24 protein-coding genes are annotated in these 20958 nt (G+C 70.1%); 15 read left to right on the forward strand and 9 right to left on the reverse strand.

Annotated features, from left to right (window positions below):
• Positions 1-451: 451 nt before the first annotated feature.
• The 5 genes from ABFX54_RS39855 (at position 452) to ABFX54_RS39875 (ending at position 3910) form a co-directional block, all read left to right on the forward strand.
• Positions 452-577, forward strand: a complete 126-nt coding sequence (locus ABFX54_RS39855; protein WP_346112016.1) for a hypothetical protein — start codon at positions 452-454, stop codon at positions 575-577.
• A gap of 57 nt (positions 578-634) precedes the next feature.
• A complete protein-coding gene (locus ABFX54_RS39860) occupies positions 635-973 on the forward strand; it encodes an ArsR/SmtB family transcription factor (protein ID WP_346112017.1) in 339 nt (112 codons plus the stop codon).
• Positions 973-1479, forward strand: coding sequence for an SRPBCC family protein (locus ABFX54_RS39865; RefSeq protein WP_346112018.1), 507 nt, complete (start codon positions 973-975; stop codon positions 1477-1479). Before ABFX54_RS39860 ends, ABFX54_RS39865 begins: the two co-directional genes overlap by 1 nt.
• Positions 1479-2099, forward strand: coding sequence for a dihydrofolate reductase family protein (locus ABFX54_RS39870; protein ID WP_346112019.1), 621 nt, complete (start codon positions 1479-1481; stop codon positions 2097-2099). The genes ABFX54_RS39865 and ABFX54_RS39870 overlap by 1 nt, the downstream gene beginning before the upstream one ends.
• Positions 2100-2305: 206 nt before the next feature.
• Entirely contained in the window at positions 2306-3910 is a 1605-nt protein-coding gene (locus ABFX54_RS39875) for an NB-ARC domain-containing protein (RefSeq protein ID WP_346112020.1), read from the forward strand.
• A 33-nt stretch (positions 3911-3943) separates the two neighbouring features.
• Here the strand turns inward: ABFX54_RS39875 and ABFX54_RS39880 are convergent, their stop codons facing one another.
• Positions 3944-4876 carry an NADP-dependent oxidoreductase gene (locus ABFX54_RS39880; protein ID WP_346112061.1) on the reverse strand — a complete coding sequence of 311 codons (933 nt, stop codon included), beginning with the start codon at positions 4874-4876 and terminating at the stop codon, positions 3944-3946.
• Positions 4877-4978: 102 nt separating this feature from the next.
• Here ABFX54_RS39880 and ABFX54_RS39885 point away from each other — a divergent pair, with 102 nt between their 5' ends.
• A complete protein-coding gene (locus ABFX54_RS39885) occupies positions 4979-5551 on the forward strand; it encodes a TetR/AcrR family transcriptional regulator (protein WP_346112021.1) in 573 nt (190 codons plus the stop codon).
• Between the two features lie 95 nt (positions 5552-5646).
• On the opposite strand, the gene ABFX54_RS39890 is transcribed toward ABFX54_RS39885, so the two are convergent.
• Positions 5647-6441 (reverse strand): TetR/AcrR family transcriptional regulator, encoded by a 795-nt coding sequence (locus ABFX54_RS39890; RefSeq protein ID WP_346112022.1) that lies wholly within the window; start codon positions 6439-6441, stop codon positions 5647-5649.
• A 135-nt stretch (positions 6442-6576) separates the two neighbouring features.
• On the opposite strand from ABFX54_RS39890, the gene ABFX54_RS39895 reads away from it, so the two are divergent.
• The 6 genes from ABFX54_RS39895 to ABFX54_RS39920 all read left to right on the forward strand — a co-directional run bounded on the left by ABFX54_RS39895 (position 6577) and on the right by ABFX54_RS39920 (position 12183).
• Complete coding sequence (locus ABFX54_RS39895; RefSeq protein ID WP_346112023.1) at positions 6577-7941, forward strand: hypothetical protein; 1365 nt, start codon at positions 6577-6579, stop codon at positions 7939-7941.
• Positions 7938-8339 (forward strand): FixH family protein, encoded by a 402-nt coding sequence (locus ABFX54_RS39900; RefSeq protein WP_346112024.1) that lies wholly within the window; start codon positions 7938-7940, stop codon positions 8337-8339. Before ABFX54_RS39895 ends, ABFX54_RS39900 begins: the two co-directional genes overlap by 4 nt.
• 10 nt (positions 8340-8349) lie before the next feature.
• Entirely contained in the window at positions 8350-9510 is a 1161-nt protein-coding gene (locus ABFX54_RS39905) for a hypothetical protein (protein ID WP_346112025.1), read from the forward strand.
• Positions 9511-9514: 4 nt separating this feature from the next.
• A complete protein-coding gene (locus tag ABFX54_RS39910; protein ID WP_346112026.1) occupies positions 9515-10084 on the forward strand; it encodes a hypothetical protein in 570 nt (189 codons plus the stop codon).
• Between the two features lie 196 nt (positions 10085-10280).
• Positions 10281-11429: a hypothetical protein gene (locus ABFX54_RS39915; RefSeq protein WP_346112027.1), complete on the forward strand. Its 1149-nt coding sequence runs from the start codon at positions 10281-10283 to the stop codon at positions 11427-11429.
• Positions 11430-11550: 121 nt separating this feature from the next.
• Positions 11551-12183, forward strand: a complete 633-nt coding sequence (locus ABFX54_RS39920; protein WP_346112028.1) for an alpha-ketoglutarate-dependent dioxygenase AlkB — start codon at positions 11551-11553, stop codon at positions 12181-12183.
• Positions 12184-12194: 11 nt separating this feature from the next.
• On the opposite strand, the gene ABFX54_RS39925 is transcribed toward ABFX54_RS39920, so the two are convergent.
• The 7 genes from ABFX54_RS39925 to ABFX54_RS39955 form a co-directional block, all read right to left on the reverse strand.
• Positions 12195-12413: a hypothetical protein gene (locus ABFX54_RS39925; protein ID WP_346112029.1), complete on the reverse strand. Its 219-nt coding sequence runs from the start codon at positions 12411-12413 to the stop codon at positions 12195-12197.
• Positions 12406-12792 carry a hypothetical protein gene (locus ABFX54_RS39930; protein WP_346112030.1) on the reverse strand — a complete coding sequence of 129 codons (387 nt, stop codon included), beginning with the start codon at positions 12790-12792 and terminating at the stop codon, positions 12406-12408. The genes ABFX54_RS39925 and ABFX54_RS39930 overlap by 8 nt, the downstream gene beginning before the upstream one ends.
• A 415-nt stretch (positions 12793-13207) precedes the next feature.
• Positions 13208-13813: a DUF6461 domain-containing protein gene (locus tag ABFX54_RS39935; protein WP_346112031.1), complete on the reverse strand. Its 606-nt coding sequence runs from the start codon at positions 13811-13813 to the stop codon at positions 13208-13210.
• Positions 13814-13828: 15 nt separating this feature from the next.
• Positions 13829-14974, reverse strand: coding sequence for an acyl-CoA dehydrogenase family protein (locus ABFX54_RS39940; RefSeq protein WP_346112032.1), 1146 nt, complete (start codon positions 14972-14974; stop codon positions 13829-13831).
• A 16-nt stretch (positions 14975-14990) separates the two neighbouring features.
• Entirely contained in the window at positions 14991-15533 is a 543-nt protein-coding gene (locus ABFX54_RS39945) for a cupin domain-containing protein (protein ID WP_346112033.1), read from the reverse strand.
• Positions 15534-15539: 6 nt separating this feature from the next.
• The gene (locus tag ABFX54_RS39950) at positions 15540-17216 is read right to left on the reverse strand and encodes a long-chain fatty acid--CoA ligase (protein ID WP_346112034.1); all 1677 of its coding nucleotides are present in this window, start codon (positions 17214-17216) and stop codon (positions 15540-15542) included.
• A gap of 130 nt (positions 17217-17346) precedes the next feature.
• Entirely contained in the window at positions 17347-18030 is a 684-nt protein-coding gene (locus ABFX54_RS39955) for a TetR/AcrR family transcriptional regulator (protein ID WP_346112035.1), read from the reverse strand.
• A 137-nt stretch (positions 18031-18167) separates the two neighbouring features.
• Here ABFX54_RS39955 and ABFX54_RS39960 point away from each other — a divergent pair, with 137 nt between their 5' ends.
• The 3 genes from ABFX54_RS39960 to ABFX54_RS39970 all read left to right on the forward strand — a co-directional run.
• Entirely contained in the window at positions 18168-19211 is a 1044-nt protein-coding gene (locus ABFX54_RS39960) for an LLM class flavin-dependent oxidoreductase (RefSeq protein WP_346112036.1), read from the forward strand.
• Between the two features lie 52 nt (positions 19212-19263).
• Positions 19264-20274: a sugar ABC transporter substrate-binding protein gene (locus ABFX54_RS39965; RefSeq protein WP_346112037.1), complete on the forward strand. Its 1011-nt coding sequence runs from the start codon at positions 19264-19266 to the stop codon at positions 20272-20274.
• Positions 20271-20958, forward strand: a 688-nt coding sequence (locus ABFX54_RS39970; protein ID WP_346112038.1) for an ATP-binding cassette domain-containing protein, incomplete at its 3' end; no start/stop codon positions are given. The genes ABFX54_RS39965 and ABFX54_RS39970, both read left to right, overlap by 4 nt.

Genomic DNA, 20958 nt, shown 5'->3' on the forward strand with positions numbered 1-20958 from the left:
TGCGTGGTTGAACAACCGTTGCATCCCATCGGGAGATGAGTCTCCGGCGTACTCGCGTCCGGGACTTCGACCAGCCCAGATCCCGAAGTGCGGCTGGAGTATTGACCTCGGCTCTTCGTGCGCCCAGCAGGACGGAGGTGAAGCCGTGACGTAGCGGCTGATCCTGGTGTTCGTGAGCTCGTCGTCTCTCGCCGGTGGAAGTCCGGTTCGGGTAGCTGCCAGGAGGCGCCAGCCATCATCAAACGCCTTCGCGCGCAGATCGGCGGCAGACGACGGTGTCTACGGCCCCGGCCACGCCTCATTCTTCAGATCGCCGGGGCAACGCCGGGACGTGGGTCGTCTATCACGCGAACGCCTCCGCCGGTCAAGGCTGCGGCACCACCCGCACGACCCGGGCGCAGAAGATCAACGGGCATTCGGACGGCTCAGCCTCGGCTACGACCACTACTCGATGTACGCCCTGAGCGGAAGCGGCACCAACTTCGACCTGACCGTCCGCAACCCCTCCGGCGCCGAGTTCGTCCAGTGCATCTGCGGCACCGGCGCCAACCAGCAGCGGTCCCGCACGCCCGTCTGACGCTTGATTCGGGGCGGCCGGATTGACGCATGCCCATATAGGCATATGATGGCGGATATGGCACGAGCAGCGACGACGTCGGACGTCTTCAACGCGATCGCCGAGCCGCAGCGCCGGGAGATCCTGGTCCTGCTGCGGGCGGGCGAGCGGCCGGTGACCGACCTGGCCCAGGAGCTGGGGATGACCCAGCCGCGGGCGTCCAAACACCTGCGGGTGCTCCGGGAGGTCGGGCTGGTGCGCGACCGCAAGGCAGGCAAACAGCGCCTGTACGGCCTGGACGCCCGCGGGTTGCGGCCGATCCATGAGTGGACGGGCGGGTTCGAACAGTTCTGGAACGAGAGCTTCGACCGGCTGGACGCGTACGTACAGGACCTCAAAGAAGAAAGAAGCAGCTGATGAGCAAGACGGGACCAGGATCGCCGGAGCGGTCCGCGACGGCCGACCGGGAGATCGTGATCTCCCGGACCATCGACGCCCCGAGGGAGCTGGTGTTTGAGGCGTTCACCGAGGTGCGGCACCTGTCGCGGTGGTGGGGGCCGGAGGGGTTCAGCACCACCACGCGCTCCTTCGAGTTCCGCGTCGGCGGTGAGTGGGACTTCGTGATGCACGGGCCGGACGGGACGGACTACCAGGAATGGATCACCTGGACCGAGATCGTCCCGCCGGCGACGATCGCCCTGCTGCACGGCGAACGTCGCGACGACCCGAACGCCTTCGAGTCGGTCCTGGCGTTCGAGTCCGACGGGGCGGCGACCCGGATCGAGATGCGCACGCTGTTCCCCACCAAGGAGCTGCGTGACGAAGCGGTCGAGAAGTACCACGCGATCGAGGGCGGCCGGCAGACCCTGGGCAACCTCGCCGCGTACGTCACCGAGATCGTGCGCAAGGGAGCCGAGGGCTGATGGCCGGGAAGGTGTTCTTCAGCGTGTCGATGTCGCTGGACGGCTTCATCGCGCCCGAGTCCGACGCGGAGCTGATGGGGCGGCAGTGGATGGAGCTGCAGCGCTGGGTCTTCCCGCAGCGCTTCTTCCGGGAGAACCTCAAGCTCGGCGGAGGCGGTGAGGAAGGGCGCGACAACGACATCGTGCGGGAGACGTTCGAGCGCACCGGCGCGAGCGTGATGGGCAAGCGCATGTTCGACGCCGGTGAGCGGATGTGGCCGGAGGAGGCGCCGTTCCACACGCCGGTGTACGTCGTGACGCACGAGAAGCGCGACCCGTGGGAGCGGCCGGGCGGGACCACGTTCCACTTCGTCAACGACGGCATCGAGACCGCGCTTGACCTGGCCCGTGACGCCGCCGGCGACCGCGACGTCCGCATCGCCGGCGGCGCTGCGACGATCCTTGAGTACGTGAACGCCGGCCTGGTCGACGAGTTCTCGATCGCGCTCTCACCGGTGCTGTTCGGCTCCGGGATCCGCCTGTTCGAGGGGGTGAACGCGGACCGCGTGGCTCTGGAGCAGATCCACGCGGAGCCGACGCGGCGGGTGACCCACCTGACGTACGCGGTCCGGGAACGGTGACGGCGCGGCCGTCGTCCCGATGAGCGCTACCATCGGCTCAGCGGCAACGAAGGTCGAACGGCCCGGCACAGGACCTTGGGGGGCGATCAGTCACCGTGGGCGGCGACGATCCGCGACACGCCTCCGCGGACGACGGTGCCGGGGGAGAGCGTTCCCTGGCCGTCGGCGGCGACCTCACCGGAATCGCGTCAACGGGCGACGGTGCGATGAACGTGCAGATCCGGGCCGATCAGGCATCTTTCATCCCACCCGAGGCATTCGTCCGGATGGCCGACCTCCCGCCTCCGCCACGGCTGACCAACCTGCCCTCGCGCGTGGGTCTGTTCGTAGGCCGCACCCAGGTCCTGGCCCGCCTGGACGAGGCACTGGCGGGACCGGGGGGAGCCGTGGTGCAGGCGGTGCACGGGCTGGGCGGGATCGGGAAGAGCACGCTCGCCGCGCACTGGGCCGTCACCCGGGGGGCCACCCGCTACTGCCCGGTCTGGTGGATCACCGCCGACAGCGCCGCCGGCATCGACGCCGGTCTGGCGAAGCTGGCCACCGCGCTGCAGCCCGCGCTGTCCAACGTCCTTCCGCTGGACGCGCTCAAGGAGCAGGCGCTGCAGTGGCTGGCTTCGCACGATGGCTGGCTGATCGTCCTCGACAACGTCGACAATCCCGCCGACGTCCAGCCACTGCTGGCCAGGGCACCCCACGGCCGCTTCCTGATCACCAGCCGCCGCGCCACCGGCTGGCACCGCCTGGCCACCCCCGTCGCCCTGGACGTCCTCGACCACCCCGAAGCCGTGGAACTGCTCACCGGCATCCTCACCCACGGGGGCGAGCGCGACCTCACCGGCGCCGGCGAACTCTGCACGGAGCTCGGCGGCCTTCCGCTGGCCATCGAGCAGGCCGGCGGGTACATGACGCAGGCCGGCATCAGCCCGCGTGAGTACCTAGAGTTGCTCGCCGGCCATCCCGGCGTCATGTACCGGGACAGAGCCGAAGGAATCGATCCCGCCCGCACCATCGCCCGCGTCTGGCACATGACCCTCGACCGCCTCGCCGACGACCCCCTGCCCGGACGGATTCTGCGGATCCTGGCCTGGTACGCCCCCGACGACATCCCCCGCGCCCTCATCGGTCACCTGGTCAGCGGCCCGGAGCTGATCTCAGCGGTCGGCCGGCTCGCCGCCCACAGCATGATCACCGTCAAGGGGGACACCCTGGCGGTCCATCGCCTGGTCGGCGCCGTCGCCCGCACCCCCGACCCGGACGACCCGCACCGCCGGCCCGAGGACATCGCCGAGGCCCGCGAACAGGCCGCCACCGCCCTGACCAGGGCCCTTCCCGACCGGAAGGAGTTCGGCCTGTGGCCCGTCTGGAGGATGCTCCTTCCCCACGTCGACGCCGTGATCCATGAGGCGGAGCCGCAACCGGGCAGCGCCCTTCATCTGCTGATGAAGGAAGCCCTGCTCCTGCGCATCACCTTGGACGCGGTGGCCGGCAAGATCGAGGATCGGCAACGAGCACTGTCCGAATCCGTACGCGATCTGGGCGAGGACAATCCGGACACCCTGGCCGCCCGCGACGCTCTCGCCTACGGTTATGAGTACGTCGGCGAATGGGACCACTCGATTCCCCTGCACGAACGTAATCTCCAAGCACGCCTACGACTCCTCGGCCCCGACCACCCCGACACCGTCCGCTCCCGCCGCGACCTCACGGACGCCCGCCGCTGGCCTCAGACCTACGCATCCCTGCCCCGCTCGACCAAGCAACTCCTCGACATCCATCACAAGATCCCGGGGACCACTGACGACGAGCAGTGACGGGACAAGGGCCGGCTTTCCTCGGCGCACAGTTCACCAGTCCGCGGTGAGTGCGATCTTGCCGTGGCGCGGGCCCAGAGCGGCGGCCTCGTGTGCTGCCGCCGCCCAGGACATCGGGAACGCCTCCCGTACCGGGACCCGGAAGCGGCCTTCCCCGGACAGCGTCGCCGCGAGGGCCAGGCCGTGGCGCCCGTCCGGCTCGCCGCCCAGTTCGCCGACCGAGACCCGGACCCCGAGCTCCGGACCGGTGAAGTCGGCCAGCGTGAGCACCGAGGCCGGCGTACCCGTGATCGACACGAGCTCCGGCAGTGAGCCCGCGCCCGCGACGTCGAGCGCCAGATCGACCCGCTCCACGCCCAGCGTCCGCACCCGCTCCGGCAGCCCTGGTCCGTAGCCGACGGGGATGGCGCCGAGCCCGGTGAGGAAGGCCGCGCTTTCGCGGCGACCCGTCCCGATCACCCGGGCGCCGCGCGCGACCGCGAGCTGCACGGTGACACTCCCGACGCCGCCCGCCGCGCCGTCGATCAGCAGCGTCGTCCCCTCCCGCACGCCGAGCACGTCGAGCGCGCGGGTCGCCGTCTCGACGCTGGTGCCCGCCGCCCCGGCCTCCGGCCAGGACATCGAGGGCGGTTTCGCGGCCCAGTACGCGAGCACGGCGAACTCGGCGCTCGCCCCGCCCAGCCGCGCCACCTCAACCGCGCCGAACACCTGGTCGCCGACGGCGTGGCCGGCGACGCCCGTACCCAGCTCGTCGATCACCCCGGCGGCGTCCACCCCCGGGATGTGCGGCAGCGCGAGCCTGCCGCTGGAGGGGGAGCGGCCGGCGCGGAGCGCGAGGTCGACGGGGGAGACGCCGGCGGCCCGCACCCTGATGCGGACCTGACCGGGACCCGCGTGCGGCTCGGGGAGCGTGCCGACTGCCAGCACGTCGGGCGGGCCGAACCGGTTGAAATGGACAGCAAGCATCATGACCTTCCGGAATCAGGGCGGGGGAACGCGCATTACCGTAGCTATGGGTTCGGAGCAGGGATTCCGGTTCGAGGCGAAGTGAGAGGCGTGCGTACGACGATGACTCGGAAACCTCGGGCCGACGCGGCGCACAACCGGCGGCACATCGTGGCCGTCGCCCGGGACGCGTTCGCCGCCGAAGGGGTGGACCTGACCATGCGGGAGATCGCCCGCCGCGCCGGCCTCGGCCCGGCGACGGTCCACCGGCACTTCCCCTCCCGTACGGACCTCGTCTCCGCGGTGCTCACCGAGCACGTCGCCCGCTGCCGCGCCGACATGCGGGCCGCGCTCGACGACCCCGACCCCTGGCGGGCGCTGCGCACGACCATCCGCCACTTCGCCGACCGCCGGCTCCGGGACCGAGGGCTGAACGAGGTGCTGTTCGGCTCCAACGCGGCGCTGGGGGCCGCGTTCGCCGACGACCGGCGCGCGCAGGCGGAAGCGCTGGCCCACCTCGTCAGAGGCGCGCGCCGTAGCGGCGCCGTACGTGCGGACGTGTCGGTCGAGGACGTCCGCGTGGGCCTGGCGGCGATCTCGTCCTTCCGCTCATTGCCTCCGGAACGGGCGCTCACGTCGATGCGGCGCCTGGAGAAGCTCCTGCTCGCCGGCCTGTCCCCGCATCCGAAGGACTAGACGCGAACTCGACCTCTGCGACGTCCTGGGCTGGTGCCTCCCCGCGCCGCAGCACGAACAGGGTTGCGGGAACCATGTGCCTGACATGATCTCCGTCAGCGGGTCACGTGGGTCGCGATGCCGTCGAGGATGAAGTCGAGGCCGGTGTCGAAGTCGGTGTCGGGGTCGGGCGGGGTTCTCTCGTTCATCGCCTTGGCCAGGGCCGGGTAGCGGCCGGTGGCCAGGATCCGGCGCATGTACGCGTCGGTCGCCGTCCGCCGCGCCTGGTCGTCCGGCTCGGCGCCGCGCCAGGCGCGCGAGCGGGTCAGGTCTTGCTGGATCGCGCCGATGACGTACGCGTTCACCGCGCCGAGCGCCCGCAGCACGGCGTCGATGTCGGCGAAGCCGGGCGCGCCGTCGAGGGTGGCGATCGAGGCCTCGACGTAGGCCAGCGCGTTGGGGCCGATGTGCGGGCGGCCGGCGAGCAGATCGGCGAACCATTCGTGGCGGTGGGCGGCCTGCCTGGTGCGGTGGGCGAGGGAACGCAGGCTCGCCCGCCAGTCGTCGCCGGTCGGCAGGTCGGAGGTGATCTCGCCGTACACCGTGTCGACCATCAGGTCGAGCAGCTCGTCCTTGCTGGACAGATAGCCGTAAAGGCGCATGGGCCCGGCGTCGAGGTCGGTGGCGACCTTGCGCAGCGACACCGACGCGAGGCCGTCGGCGTCGGCCAGCCGGATGGCGGCGCGGACGATCCGGTCCCTGCTCAAGGGGGTCAGCGCCGGGCGGCTCGGCGGCTCAGGCCGCTCCCAGACCAGCGCCGGCTCGCCGTCGCCGGTCGCCCGTCCTGCCGTCATCGCTCCCCGTTCCTCGATGTACGCGTTCTCCGGTGTCCAGGTGAACGGGATCAACATTACACCGGCTCGTCCCATACAGTGTATTGAGCAATACAGTGTATCGAGAAGGGTGGCTGTGGTGGACGTGGAGTCAGTGCTGGTGACCGAGGGGCTACCCGGCGGCGGTGCCGTCGTCGAGCTCGCGGGGTTGCCGTGAGAGCGGCGTCGGCGGCGCTCGGTCTCCTCGTGCTCGCCTGCGTCCTCAGCTGGGCCGCGCCGGGGCCCGTCTTCGCCGACTCGCCGGACGGGGGTGGCGAGGTGCAGGTCGTGCAGACCTTCGGGGATCGCGAACTGACGGTGGTGATCCGGCGGGTGGAGCCGGTGCCCGGGCCGTTGTACGTCGACATCGTCACCCACGCGGGCAGCCCGGCGGGGGAGTTGGCGCTACGGCTGAGCCGGGACGGCGCGCAGACCGGCGCGACGACCGTGCGGCTCGGCCCGGAGCCGGGCTTCTATCGCGCGGGCGCGCTCGCTGTGTCCGGGGCCGGGCCGTGGGAGGTGGCGATCGACGACGGCACGCGGGTCGCGACGATCCCGTTCGTGGTGCCCGCACGGGCGATGGCGCCGTGGCAGCACGCGGCGTACGGAGGGTTCGCCGGCGCGGGCCTGCTGCTGATGGTGACGCTGGCGGTCGCGGTCCGCCTGCGCTCCGCCGCCGCGCTCGTGCCCGCGGCGGGGACGGTGGCGGCACTGGCCGTCGCGGTGACGGCGGTGGTGCTGTCGTGGAGCGTCCCGCCGCTGCCGGCGCCGGGCACCGAACTCGACCCGACGACCGCCGGAGTCACCGATCCGTACGCCACCGCGCGCCTTGCCGTGGCGGACAACTCGCGGCCACCGGTGAACCTGGTGGCGGACCTGCACGGCGGGGACCTGCGGCTGGCGCTGACCGACGGGGCGACCGGGCATCCGGCCGACGACCTGCTGGTGCACGACAACGCGCTCGCTCATCTGGTCGTGGTGTCCCCGGCGGGCAGGCTGTGGCACCTGCATCCGGTCCGGGTCGGGCCCGGTGACTACCGGGTCAAGTTCACCGCTCCCGAGGCCGGCCGCCATGCGATCGCGATGGAGATCGCCCGGCGCGGCGGCGGCCGGCAGTTGCTTCGTACCACGATCACCCTCGGTGCGGCGGCCGGCACAGGCGATGCGCGGGCCGTCGCGGAAGACGTTCGTCTGGAACGCCGCATCGCGCCCGCCGGGTCGCCCAGCACGCTCACCGCGAGGTTCGGCACCCCCGACCTGCAGCCCTGGCTGGGAATGGCCGGGCACATGATCGTCGTCGGACCCGTGACAGGCACGCCGGCCGACGCGCCGATCTGGGCGCACGTCCATGCCATGCTTCCGTCCCCGGGCAGCCCGCCGGACGAGAGCGTCGCCGCGTACGGGCCCGACGTGCCCTTCACCTACACCTTCCCGCTGCCCGGCCGCTACCTCGTGTGGATCCAGGCCGAACGCGGCTACGCGGTGCGCACCGTGCCCGCGACCGTGGACGTGCCCGCCCCCGCAGGGACCTCACGATGAGCACGAAGATCCGCCTCGCGGGGGCGGCGGTGCTGGCGCTGGCGGCGTTCCTGCTGGTTTTGCGGCCCTGGCAGGGCGAGGGCACGACCACGCTGACGGCCTCCACCGCCACCTACGCCGTGCGCCTGTCCGTGGACCGGCCGCGCAGCGGCGCCAACACGTTCGACATCGAGGTCGAGGGCCGGAACGGCGGCACCACGCCCGACCAGGTCAGCCTCGAACCCGTGATGCCCCAGATGGGGCACGCGTACCCGCCTGTCACCGCCTCGCCGCTCGGGGCGGGCCGCTTCCGCGCGGCCGGCGCCGTGCTGCCCATGCCCGGCATGTGGCGGATCACCGTCACGGTCAGCGGCACGAATGGCACGGAACAGGCTGTTTTCCCCCTGGTAGTCAAGTGAAAGGACGTACATGGACCTCACCGCACCGGCCGCTCAGGCGGCCGGGACGAGCACGACCCCACAGAAAGGACTGACGGCGGCCGGCTTCCTGCTCGGCGGGACGCTGCTGTCGCTGGCCGGGCTCGTCTGGGACATCCAGTGGCACTACGACGTCGGCCCCGACACCTTCTTCACGCTGCCGCACCTCCTGCTGTACGCGGGCAGCGCGGTGGCCGGAGTGGCGAGCCTGGTCGTGGTGCTGGCGGCCACCGCCGCCGACCGGGCAGGACGCCCGGTGGACCCCGCCGTCGGCGGCGTCGCGGTCGGCGTGTTCGGCCGCACCTTCGCCGCCCCGCTCGGCTACCTGGTCGCGGGGGTCGGCGCCGCGTTGTTCCTGGTCTACGGCTTATGGGATCAGTGGTGGCACGGCCTGTACGGCTTCGACGCGGTACTGGAGTCGCCGCCGCACATGGGCTTCCTCCTCTCCATCACGCTGACCATGACCGGAGCCGTGATGGTGTCCTCGGCCGCACGGGGCCGTGGGTGGAGCGCGCCCGTCACGTTCGCCGGCCTGGCCGTGCTCCTCGGCTTCAGCACCGCGACCACGAACGGGCTCAGCGCCCTGGGCGGCGGCGTGGTCGAGCTGCCGGCGGCCGGGATGGCCTTCATGTCGGTGCTGACCGTGGTGCTGGGCGCCCAGGCACTCGACCGGTGGGGCGGCGCGCTCGCCGTCGCCGGGGCGCTCGCGGCGTTCCAGGCGTTCTTCTGGTGGTTCGCCCCGTGGGCCACCCGGCTTTACGCGGACTCGCTCGGGCTGCCGATGCGTGACTACGTCACCGGCGTACCGGTGATGCCGGCGATGATGCCGCTCTGCCTGGTGCTGGTCGCCGGGGTGGTCGAACTGCTGCTGGCCCGCGCCCGGCGCCGCGGCCGGCCCCTCGGCCGCTCCGGCCTGATCGCCGGGGCCATCGGCGGCCTCGCCGTCACGGTGACGGCGCCTTTGCAGGCGGTCCTGCTCCTGGGCGCTCCCGCCGACGGGGGTCAGGGCGGCGGCGGGGACATGGGCGGCGGAACCCTCGCCCTGATCCTCACGGTGGTCTGCGCCGGGGCGGCCGGGGCGGCGGCCGGCTTCCTCGGCGTCCGCTTCGGCGACATGCTGCGGCAACTCGCCCCGGCGCGGGAAGGGCGGTAACGCCGTGCACCGGATAATCAAGGCACTGCTCCACCTCATCGCCGTAATCGGCCTCATCGCCATCACGTCCGCCACGCCGGCGCAGGCGTACGAGCGGGTGGAGGTCGTACGCGGCGAGCAGTCGTACGAGCCGGTGAAGGTCGTGCACAGCGAGCAGGCGCAGGCCGGGCCGTACCGGCTCGCCGTCGGCTTCAGCACCTGGCCGCTGAGAGCGATGCAGTCGCTCGACTTCACCTTCGTTCCTGAGGGCGGCATCGGCGGGAAGAGCGGGACGCTCACCCTGATCGCCCCTGACGGCACCGAGCAGGCGGGCCCACTCGTCCGTCACCCCCGCAAACGCGAGGTGTGGGGCCTGGACATCCATGCCTTGCCGGACCAAGGGCGCTGGACGCTACGATTCGCCGTCAAAGGCCCGAACGGCCCGGGAACGGGCGACGTGGCGATCAACGTGCTGGAACAGCCGGGCCCGCCCTTGGGGGTCAGCTGGGCGATCAGCTCCGTACCCGTGCTCGGCCTTGCCGCCCTGATCATCACCGCTTGGCGGCGGACCCGTCCACAGGTGGTTCGTCCCTGACCCGAGAGCTGGAGCCGGGCGGCGGCCGAGGCGGTCGCCGCCCGGAGGGTGTCGGAGTGCTCGGCAGGGCGGGATCGACGTTGTCCGGACCTCGGCCCGGCTCGGCAGGAGCCACTACAGTGGGACCGTGTACGGTTCCATGCACACGACAGGGCGGAAAGTCGCCCGTATCGAGAATGCGAACAATTACCTGATCGTGTCATCGTCCTTACCGCGAAACGACGACACGATCCGGAACTTCTACGGGCTCGTGCTCAACCTGGACGACTTTCTCGCCAACGTGCCCGACATAAGCCACAAAACCGTATACCTGTGCGGCGACATATCCAGGATCAGCGGCCCCGAATTCGACACGGCCGCACGAGTGCTCGTCGTCCGCGACCTCTCGTACGGGCATGACGAGAAGTGGCGACTGGTGAACCTCGGCCAGGTTCCCACCCGCGTGCACGGCGTCGGCGTGTATTACCGCCGCTTCTTCGACCCCGCCTCCGACCACTTCACCCGCATCCGTGCGGAGCACACCTTCCAGTCCCTCACGGAGTCCACCAAGCCGGGCACGGCCCATCGCACCGGAATCTATCTCACCCCCGTGACGCGAGACGGCGACGAGCTGCACTTCCGCCTGCTGCGATGCTCCACGAACCTCTCGGGACCCACCGAGACCTTCTCCGCGACGGACACCCGAATAGTCGAAGCCCTGAACCACGAGGCCGCCACCGTATTCCAGGACCACGCTCCGCTGAATCACGTCCTCGCGCAGATCTACCACAACACCCCCGCCGCCGCCGAACGCAAACAGTCCAAGGCCAGGATCTCGGCCCACGCCGACAAGACCAAGGACATGCCCGCCAACGGCATCATGGCCTTCTGCACCTTCTATGACGGGCTCGACAAACTACGCCCGCTGGGCGCCTTCGACCACGGCCTGAACGGCGTCAGCGGACTGACCAAACTGCACTTCCGCCTCAAAGAACCGGCCGAAGATCACGCTCTGCCCCAGCAGTTCACCCTCACGCTCTATCCCGGCTCCGTCTTCTTCATGCCACTGTCCACCAACCGGCTCTACACCCACGAAGTCCGGCCGTCGGCACTGAACGCCGAGTCGCTCCCGCTCCGCCTGGGTTACGTGGTCCGCTGTTCGAGCACCGAAGCCGTGCACAGGAACGGCCACACGTACCTCAAAAGAGGCGGCGACCTGACGAAGCTGGAACCACCCACCCCCGAGGGCCTGAACGAGCTGCGCAAGCTGTACGCCGAGGAGAACAGAACCCCGTCCTTCATCGATTACGGCGACGGCTTTCTCTTCAGCATGAACACGGGAGACTACCTTGCCCCCCGACCATAGGATCCTGGCCGAGATCCGCTCGTACACCCTGCCCACCGAGCGAGACCTCTTCCAGGAGCTGAGCGCATCGACGCGCTTCGAAGACGTGGGAAAAGGACGGTCGGGAGCTGTCCTGGTCAAGGTGGCCGAGACGGGAGACGTGCCTCTCGTCCGCACCACCACCCGATACGGTGCTCCAGCCCAACGTTTCCGCCCGGTGCACGAGCGCCTGGCCCAGCGGATCCAAGAATGCGCGAGATCGGCCGCCGGCCTCAACAACGCTCTCATCGAGCTCTACACCAACGCCTACACGACCATGGGCAGCCATTCCGACCAGGCCCTCGACCTGGCGGACGAGTCGTTCATCGCCGTCTTCTCCTGCTACGAGCACCCCGAGGCGAACCCACCAAGAAAGCTGATCGTCGAACCGAAGGATTCCGGCGGCGACGTTGTCGAAATCCCTTTGACCCACAACAGCGCCGTCGTGTTCTCCGTGGCCACGAACCGGCGACACAAGCACAAAATCATCCTGGACAAACCAGCCCAGCCGGCCGAGAACCGATGGCTGGGCGTGACCTTCCGAACCTCGAAAACCTTCGTGCGCTATCGCGACGGTCAGGCTCATCTCCCGGACGGCACCCGCCTCACCTCGGCCGACGAGGAACAAAGGCGTGAGTTCTACCAGCTACGGCGCCGCGAGAACCAGGAGACGGACTTCACCTACCCCACGCTCACGTACACCGTCGGCGAGAGCGATCTGATGCCGCCCGTCTGACGTGCGGATGCTCAATCTTCTTGATCCCGGGAATCCCGATAGGCGACGATCGTGGTTGCGATCGTGAGAAAGACGATAAGTCCGGCCGAAAATCCACCCCATGCAATGCCGGATTCGCTGCCGATATTGAAGATCACGCCGGCTGCGATCACGGGTGTCGCAATGATGATCCGAGGCGCCAGTGATCGCCAGCTGCGCCGGGACTGCCATCCTCTGTCGAAGTCAGCCAATCTGTGCACCCCCGAAAACGGAGCCGACAAGGACGAGAAGGCCGATCGAGTTGCCGAGCATTATGCGAACATACCCCGAACGTAATTGCCCCGTGCCGTCATAAAGAATCTTCCCCACGATGGCCGGTAGGAAGAGGGACGCCGATGCCAGGATCACGAACGTGGCCGTGACCTGCCACACGTCCAGGCGGTGCCCGGCGGACAAGCTCTTCAGCACATAAACCACGGCGGCTATCGCGCCTGCTACCACCCAGTCCGACCAGAATACGGCATCTTCTCTCTTGCAATTGTTCCACCAGAAGGTGCCAGGTCCGGGCGAGGGTCTTGAGTGAGCCTTGAGAATGACCTGCAAGAGCGCGGTGATTGTCGCGATGGACACGGCCGTGACGAAGTTCAGCGCACTTCACTCCTTCCGCTTCTGTGGCCGGCGAATGATCGCCTGAATCCAGCAGCTACGGAGAGAACCCTAGCAGGTACAGTGTGCCACCATGCGATTACATCTCAATACGCACTTCTTGGTGATATTATTTTGTCCCGCCACAGAAATCAAGTAAAGGATGTCCTTAATGATGGCATGATGGATGGGTGAAAGTTCGTGTGTCCTGCTCGGAAATACGATTTTGTATGGTGAGCTGGTATTTTGTTCGACAAGGCCGACGGCTGCGGCCTGTATCGCGGCGAAATGTGCATGCAATGGCTCCATGTTGCGATTTAGCCGAGTTCGCCAATGTGGAGTGGACGGTGGCGCTGGTCGGGGTCGAACGAGCTCGGGCGGCACACGATCCGTCAGAACGTCAGGGGTTCCACGCGCCCATCGGGATGACGTATCGCGTGTGCTCGGCCCGCAGCCACTCCGCGCTCAGCTGCTCGCCGGTCACCCGGCCGACGAGGGCGAACGCGGCGTCCGAGATGGTGTCCGGGTCGTGATCGGCTCCCAGCGCGAGCCCTTCCAGATGGGGGTTGAGAGCGTCCGGGTCGTGGCCGGACCGGATGCCGGGGGCGGCCAGGCAGATGCTGGTCGTCGGCCGGCCGTCGACCACGTACTCAAGATCCTCCATACCTTCGGTCTCGTACAGGGGCCATCCGAGGTAGAGCAACTCGCCGCCGTTCTCGGTCAGTGACTGTTGTGGCTCGTGAAGCGCCAGGTGGTAACCCTCGTAGGCGATGATCAGCACCCAGCCCGGTGCCTGCTCGCCGATCCAGACGACTCCTTCGCGCGGCGAAGCCGGATCCAGGCCGTCCTCGATGCGTTCCCACGTGCATGGTGTGGCCGAGGCCGGGCCGGCGCGTAGCCGGGTCGCCGCCTCCGCCACGCTCAGGCCGCTGCACCACGCGCTGACGAGGCTGTCGTCCATGCCGTAGGCGCGCAGCAGGTCCCAGGTTTCCCCGGACAGGTTCATCGGCGTCCGCTCAGGTCAGAGGCCGAGGTCGCGGCCGATGAGTTCCTTCATGATCTCGTTGGAGCCCGCCCAGATCTTGGTGACGCGGGCGTCGGTCCAGGCGCGGGCCACGCGGTACTCGCTCATGTAACCGTACCCGCCGTGCAGTTGCACGCAGGCGTCGAGCACGTCGTTCTGCACCTGGGCGGACCACCATTTGGCCTTGGCGGCGTCGGCCGGGCCGAGGGCCCGGCCGGTGTGCAGGCGGACGCAGTGGTCGACGTACGCCTGCGCCACCTCGATGCGGGTGACCAGTTCGGCGAGCAGGAACTTGTTGTGCTGGAAGGAGCCGATCGGCTGCCCGAACGCGGTGCGGTCGCGGACGTAGGTGAGTGTCTCGTCGAGGATCTGGGCCGCGTGGGCGAGGTTGGAGACCGCCGCGCCGAGCCGTTCCTGCGGCAGGCGTTCCATCAGGTGGATGAAGCCGCGGCCGACCTCGCCGAGGACGTTCGCGGCCGGCACGCGCACGTCGGTGAAGGACAGCTCGGCGGTGTCCGCCTCGGGTTGCCCGATCTTGTCCAGTTTGCGGCCGCGCTCGAAGCCGGGAGTGCCGGCCTCGACGGCGAACAGCGTGATGCCCTTGGCGCCGCGCCGCGCGTCGGTGCTGGCGGCCACCAGGACGAGGTCGGCGCCGTGGCCGTTGGTGATGAAGGTCTTCGTCCCGTTGATGATCCAGTCGGAGCCGTCGCGGCGTGCGGCCGTCCTGATCGCGGCCAGGTCGGAGCCGGCTCCGGGCTCGGTCATCGCGATGGCGGTGACGAGCTCGCCGGAGCAGAAGCGGGGCAGCCACTCGGCCTGCCGCTCGTCGGTGGCCAGGTCCACCAGGTACGGGGCGATCACGTCGAAGTGGATGCTGAAGCAGGACGCGACGGCCATGCTGACCTTGGCCAGTTCCTCGCAGGCGACCGCGTTGAACCGGTAGTCGCCCGCCGCGCCGCCGCCGTACGTCGCGGGCACCTCCAGGCCGAGGATGCCCTGCTCGCCGGCCGCGCGCCAGGCGGCCCGGTCGATGCGCCGCTCGGCGGCGAAACGTTCCTGGTGGGGGAGCAGTTCGCGCGCGGTGAACGCGGCCACCGAGGCTCTGAACAGGTCATGGTCCTCGTCGAAGAGAAGTCGGTCCACAGGCGGGGGCGGCCTTTCAGGAGTCGCGTTCGGCGCCGATCAGTACGTAACACATCAGCGCGGGCCGGTCGCTGCGGTTGTGCCAGGCGTGGCGGGTGCCCCGCTGGACCACGACGGCGCCGGGGGTCAGCTTGACCTCCTTGCCGTCGTCCAGTTCCAGGTGCAGCTCGCCCTCCAGGCAGATGCCGTAGTCGACGGTGTCGGTGGTGTGCATGCCGGGATGGTCGGGCTCGAACACGTCCATCAGGCCCGGCAGCTTCTCGGCGGCCTCGGCGGCCAGCTCGGCGCGGTCGCCGAGCTGCTCGGGGGCGGACGATTCCGGCGCCCAGCGCAGGAAGAGGATGCGGGTGCCGCCGGCGCCGGGGAAGAACGGGAAGGTCGCCGGCTGTCCTGGCTTGGTGCCGACGGTGGCGGTGCCGTCCTCGGTGCCCCACATCAGGTAGAACTCCGAGCCGGGGATGGCAGCGACGGAGATCGGGTCGGCGGGCCGGTCGGTGACGAACACCGAGGTCCCGTCGGGCTCCCTGCCGGTGACGATGAGACGAGGCTGGATGGGCATGGCGGCTCACTCCTGCGGGGGGGGGGGGGGGGGGGGCGGGGGGGATCGCGGGGGCTGTGACGGTTGCGACGGCTGTGAGGGGTCGTCGGAGCGCGGGTGTTGCAGGCGGAGCTGTCGCTTGGAGAACTTGCCCGTCGCCGTCTTCGGGATCTCCGGGACGAAGCGCACCTCCTCGGGGATCCACCAGCGGGCGACGTACGCGGTCAGATGCTCGCGTACGTCGTCGGCGCTGAGGACGGCGCCGGGCCGGCGGACCACGTACGCGACGGGACGCTCCCCCCAGCGAGGGTGCGGCACGCCGATCACGGCGGCCTCGGCGACCCGGGGGTCGGCCATGATGGCGCCCTCCAGCTCGACCGAGGAGATCCACTCGCCCCCCGACTTCACCAGGTCCTTCGTCCGGTCGACGATGCGCACGTAGCCGTGTTCGTCGATGGTGGCCACGTCGCCTGTCCTGAGCCAGCCGTCGTCGGTGAACGCCGGACCCGGCCGCTCCTCTCCCACGTACCGGGCGGCGATGGTGGGGCCGGACACCTGCAGCTCGCCCGGCGTGGCGCCGTCCCACGCGACCTCCGTGCCGTCGTCGGCGGCCAGCCGCAGCTCGGTGAGGGGGATCGCCGGGCCGGGCGTGCCGATGACCGCGCGCCGCGCGTCCGGGTCCAGGTCGTCGTGCACGGTGGACAGCCGCGCCACCGTCACCACCGGGCTGGTCTCCGTCATCCCCCAGGCGTTGGTGAGGGGGATCCCGATGGCCTCCTCGTACGAGCGCGACAGCGCGCCGTCCACCGCGCCGCCGCCGCAGATGATCGTCCGCAGGCTGGACAGGTCGTGCTCCTTCAGCAGCGGCTCCAGGCCGCGCCATACCGTGGGCACCGCGCCGGTGAAGGTGACGCGGTGCCGTTCCATCTGCGAGATCAGCTCCTCGGGCCGCATCGCCGGTCCGGGCAGGACGAGGTCCGCGCCGCACAACATCGCGGCGTACGGGAGCCCCCAGGCGTTGACGTGGAACATCGGCACCACCGGCATCACCACGTCGCGCTCGTTGATCCCGAAGGTGTCGACCATGAGCAGCAGCAGGGCGTGCAGGACCATGGACCGGTGGCTGTAGAGGACGCCCTTCGGGTCGCCGGTGGTGCCGGAGGTGTAGCAGAGCGCCGCCGCGGTGTTCTCGTCGGCGATGGAGAAGTCGCCGGCGTGCGGCGTGACCTCGGCGAGCAGCGTGTCGTAGTCCAGGATCCTCGGGTCGTCGGGCAGCGGGGCGTCGGCGCCGTCGTCCATGACCACGATGTGGCGAGGGCTCGCCAGCTTCCCGACCGACGGCCACACCACGGGCAGCAGCGACCGGTCGACGAAGAGCACGTCGTCGGCGGCGTCGTCGACGATGTAGCGGATCTGCTCGTGGAAGAGCCGGTGGTTGATCGTGTGCAGCACCCGCCCGGCGCACGGCACCGCGAGGTACAGCTCGACGTGCTGCCGGCTGTTCCAGCCGAACGTGCCGACCCGGGCGCCGATGGGGACGCCGAGCCGGTCCAGCGCCGCCGCCAGCCGCCGGGTGCGCGCGCAGATCTCGGCCCACGACGCGGTGGTCTCGCCGTCCACCCGGCCCGTCACCACCCGCTTGTGCCCGAAGTAACGCTCCACCCGGCGGAAGATCAGGGGGAGGGCCAGGGCGTGCTCCTGCATCAAGCCGTGCATCTCGTTCGGCAGCCTTTCTGGAGCCGGCGGGACCTCATTGCTTACTGAGCGCATAGTCAGTAACGAGAGCGGCGCTTGTCAAGCGTCAAGCGGATGCCAAGCGGGCGCTGAGCGGACGCTAGGCGCTCGTGGGGCGACGGCCGCGGACGGCGGCGGTCATGTGAACGGCCAGGTCGGCGTAGAACGCGCCGAGCGAGGCCGGGGTGTCCGAGCCGCCCAGCCGGTACCAGCGGACCAGGTCGACCCCGAGCGACAGGATCGAGCGCGCCAGGCGGCTGACGTCGTCGGGGTCGGCCGTCGCGCCGTCGACGATGCGGCCGACCGCGTCCCTGAAGATGGTGTTGAACCGCGCCCGCAGGTCGAGGATCTCCGCGTAGTGCTCGGCCGACAGGGGCGTCAGCTCGTACTGGCAGACCCGCGCCGTCGTGTGGTGCTTGGCGTGCCACTCCACGAACACCGCGACCACCCGCCGCAGGTGGGTCTCCGGGTCGTCGTCGCCGGGCAGCGTCGCCCGCAGCGCCTCCAGGGCCCGGCGGTGACCGCTGCGCACGATCTCGAACAGCACCTCCTCCTTGGTGGAGAAGTGCACGTAAAGGGCGCCGGGGGTCAGCCCGACCTTGCTCGTGATGTCGCGGGTCGTCGTCGCCTGGAACCCCTTCTCGGCGAAGCAGAGGACCGCGGAGCCCAGCAGGGCCTTGGTCACGTCGGAGAGGTCTTCGTCCCAGAGATCACTGGACGGTTCGTCCAGCCAGACGAGCGGGGGATTGCCACCCCGCCGCGGACCGCGACGCTTCGCGACCATCCCCGATCCTCCCCTGTGCCGATCTCGACGCGCTGACATTACCGTCCCGTCGTGCGTACACATCTTGACACCCCTCGCGCTCGCAGTAACTATGCGCTCAGTAAGTAAGTCCTGGCTCGCAATCGAGGAGATGCGGCATGCGCAAGGGCATCGTGGTCACGGCCAAGCCAGGGGTGGAAGACCTGGCGGCCAAGGCCGAGGAACTCGGGTACGACAGCTTCTGGGTCTACGACACGCCCATGGTCAACGGGGACCCCTTCGTCGGTCTGGCCCTGTGCGCCAAGGCCACCAGCCGCATCCGGCTCGGGATCGGCGTCACCTCGCCCGCCCTGCGCTCGGCCCCCGCCTGCGCGGCGGCCCTGGCCAGCCTCAACGCCCTCGCGCCTGGCCGCGTCATCTGCGGCGTCGGCACCGGCAACACCGCCCGGCGCACCCTGGGCATGAAGCCCACGACGATGGCCACCCTGGAACGCTTCACCCGCCAGCTCCAGGACCTCACCGCGGGCCGCCCCACCGAGTACAGCGAGGGCGAACGCACCCGCGACGTGCGCTTCCTGCACGTCGGCGACTACGTCAACACCCAGGACCCGATCGAGTTCGTCGTGGCCGCCTTCGGGCTCAAGGCCGCGCGCATCGCCGGCCGCCGGGGCGCGGGCACCATCTCCTTCGGCCTGCTCGACCCGGGGGCCTGGCGGGCGTTCAGCGAGGCGCACGAGGCCGGGGCCGCCGAGGCCGGCGTGCGCACGCCGACGACCTCGTACGTGATGACCTCGATGCACATCCTCGCCGACGGCGAGAACCCGCACGGCGACCTCGCCCGCGACTCCATGGGGCACGTCGCCATGGCGCTGCTCACCTTCGCCGCCGACAACCCGTCCTTCCTGGACGGGCTCGAACCCGACGAGGCCGACGCGGTGCGGCGGCTGCTCGACCTGCGCGGCACCACCGCGACCGCCGACGACCGCCACTTCGTGCTGTACGAGAACTACCTAGGCCGCATCTACCCCCAGGACCGCGACCTGATCGTCCCCTCCCTGGTCGACAAGCTCGGCCTCGTCGGCACCCCGGAAGACCTGGTCAAACGCGTCGCCACCCTCGAAGCCGCCGGCATCGACGAGCTGCTCCTGCAGCCCGTGCTCGACCCCGATCAGGAGATGGCCGACTTCGCCCGGCTCCTGTGACCCCCGCGTCGAGCCGGCACCCCCCAACACGCCGAAGGGCCGAAGGAGAGCCATGTTCCGCACCGGATCCCTCGCCGCCGCCACGCTCGGACTCACCCTGCTGATCTCGGCCTGCGGCGGCCAGGCCGCCGCGCCGCCGTCGTCCGGCGGCGCCTCCGCGACGTCGCTGTCGGGCCGGACGGTCGCCCTGGTCGGCTACGGGAACGGCAACCCGTGGGGCGCCTACTTCAACAAGGTCTTCACCGAACGGCTGGCGCCCACCGGCGTGAAGATCGGCGACCTGACCACCATGGACCCGGGCACCCAGGTCCAGAAGTTCAACCAGGCCGTGGCGCAGAAACCGGACCTCATCGTGGTCTCCATCCTCGACACCACGGCGATGGCGGTGCCGATCAAGAAGGCCGGGGCCGCCGGCGTCCCGGTGCTCGTCTTCGACGGCCCGCCCGATCCGACGGTGGCCGACGCGGTGATGTCGGTGCTCTCGGACAACGAGAAGCTCGGCGAGTACGCCGCCCAGAACATCATCGAAGGGCTCAAGGCCCAGGGCCGCGACTCCGGCAACATCATCGTCCTGACCGGCACCAAGTCCATGCTCGTCACGCAGCACCGGATGAAGGGCTTCAACAAGGTCCTGGCGACCGCGCCGCAGTACAAGGTCGTCGACGAGCAGGACGCCAACTGGGACCCGCAGCTGTCCGGCACCATCGCCCAGCAGCTCCTGGCCAAGCACGGCAAGGACGGGGTGCAGGCCGCGTACGGCATGGCCGACTACATGGCCCTGCCGATCATCCAGGCGGCCAAGCAGGCGGGCTTCCCGATCGGCGGCAAGGACGGCCTGATCGTCACCAGCAGCAACTGCTTCAAGGCCGGCATCGACTCGATCAAGGCGGGCGAGCTGTACGGCACGGCCACCGAGGATCCGGGCACCATCGCCGAGCAGACCGCCGACTACGTCGTACGGTATCTGTCCGGCAAGAACCCGCCGCGCAGCGAGACCGTCCAGGAGGAACGGGTCACCGCCGCGAACGTCGGCGAGTTCGCCGAGCAGTGCAGCCACGCATGAGCCGGCCGGAGGGGAGCCGGCCGGAGGGGAGCGGTCCGCTGCTCCGCGTGGAGGGGCTGGCGCACGCGTTCAACGGCGTGCCCGCGGTGCGGGACGTCTCCTTCACCGTGGGCGCCGGCGAGATCCACGGCCTGTGCGGACACAACGGCGCGGGCAAGAGCACGGTGGTGAAGATGCTGTCCGGGCAGCTCGCGCCCGACCGCGGCCGCATCGTGATCGGCGGCGAGCCGGTCGAGCTGCGCGGCCGCCGGGCCGCCCAGCGCGCGGGCGTGGCGCTCGTGGACCAGGAGCTGAGCGTCGTACCGGCCCTGACCGTGCTCGACAACATGCTGCTCGGCGACCTCGGCGCGCCGTTCGTCAACCGCCGGCGCGCGGCCGCGGCCCGGTGCCGGCGGATCCTGGACGACATGGGCCTGGAGCGCATCGCCCCGGACCAGCCGCTGTCGGCGCTCGGCATCGGCAAGCAGCAGCTCGTCGAGATCGCCAAGGCGCTCGGCCAGAACGCCCGGCTGGTGATCCTCGACGAGCCCACCGCGACCCTCAGCGACGCCGAGAGCCGGCACGTGTTCGCCGCGATCCGGCGGGTCGCGGCCACGGGCTGCTCGGTCGTCTTCGTCTCCCACCGGCTGGCCGAGGTCCTCGATCTGTGCGACGTCGTGACCGTACTGCGTGACGGTCACGACG

Origin of the sequence: Nonomuraea maheshkhaliensis (assembly GCF_039529435.1) — a bacterium.
GTDB classification, from domain to species: domain Bacteria; phylum Actinomycetota; class Actinomycetes; order Streptosporangiales; family Streptosporangiaceae; genus Nonomuraea; species Nonomuraea maheshkhaliensis.

Bases quoted from the DNA above. Each gene is read 5' to 3' on its own strand.
- ABFX54_RS39855 (WP_346112016.1), top strand. From the start codon at position 452: ATGTACGCCCTGAGCGGAAGCGGCACCAACTTCGACCTGACCGTCCGC.
- ABFX54_RS39860 (WP_346112017.1), top strand. From the start codon at position 635: ATGGCACGAGCAGCGACGACGTCGGACGTCTTCAACGCGATCGCCGAG.
- ABFX54_RS39865 (WP_346112018.1), top strand. From the start codon at position 973: ATGAGCAAGACGGGACCAGGATCGCCGGAGCGGTCCGCGACGGCCGAC.
- ABFX54_RS39870 (WP_346112019.1), top strand. From the start codon at position 1,479: ATGGCCGGGAAGGTGTTCTTCAGCGTGTCGATGTCGCTGGACGGCTTC.
- ABFX54_RS39875 (WP_346112020.1), top strand. From the start codon at position 2,306: ATGAACGTGCAGATCCGGGCCGATCAGGCATCTTTCATCCCACCCGAG.
- ABFX54_RS39880 (WP_346112061.1), bottom strand. From the start codon at position 4,876: ATGCTTGCTGTCCATTTCAACCGGTTCGGCCCGCCCGACGTGCTGGCA.
- ABFX54_RS39885 (WP_346112021.1), top strand. From the start codon at position 4,979: ATGACTCGGAAACCTCGGGCCGACGCGGCGCACAACCGGCGGCACATC.
- ABFX54_RS39890 (WP_346112022.1), bottom strand. From the start codon at position 6,441: ATGTTGATCCCGTTCACCTGGACACCGGAGAACGCGTACATCGAGGAA.
- ABFX54_RS39900 (WP_346112024.1), top strand. From the start codon at position 7,938: ATGAGCACGAAGATCCGCCTCGCGGGGGCGGCGGTGCTGGCGCTGGCG.
- ABFX54_RS39905 (WP_346112025.1), top strand. From the start codon at position 8,350: ATGGACCTCACCGCACCGGCCGCTCAGGCGGCCGGGACGAGCACGACC.
- ABFX54_RS39935 (WP_346112031.1), bottom strand. From the start codon at position 13,813: ATGAACCTGTCCGGGGAAACCTGGGACCTGCTGCGCGCCTACGGCATG.
- ABFX54_RS39945 (WP_346112033.1), bottom strand. From the start codon at position 15,533: ATGCCCATCCAGCCTCGTCTCATCGTCACCGGCAGGGAGCCCGACGGG.
- ABFX54_RS39950 (WP_346112034.1), bottom strand. From the start codon at position 17,216: ATGCAGGAGCACGCCCTGGCCCTCCCCCTGATCTTCCGCCGGGTGGAG.
- ABFX54_RS39955 (WP_346112035.1), bottom strand. From the start codon at position 18,030: ATGGTCGCGAAGCGTCGCGGTCCGCGGCGGGGTGGCAATCCCCCGCTC.
- ABFX54_RS39960 (WP_346112036.1), top strand. From the start codon at position 18,168: ATGCGCAAGGGCATCGTGGTCACGGCCAAGCCAGGGGTGGAAGACCTG.
- ABFX54_RS39965 (WP_346112037.1), top strand. From the start codon at position 19,264: ATGTTCCGCACCGGATCCCTCGCCGCCGCCACGCTCGGACTCACCCTG.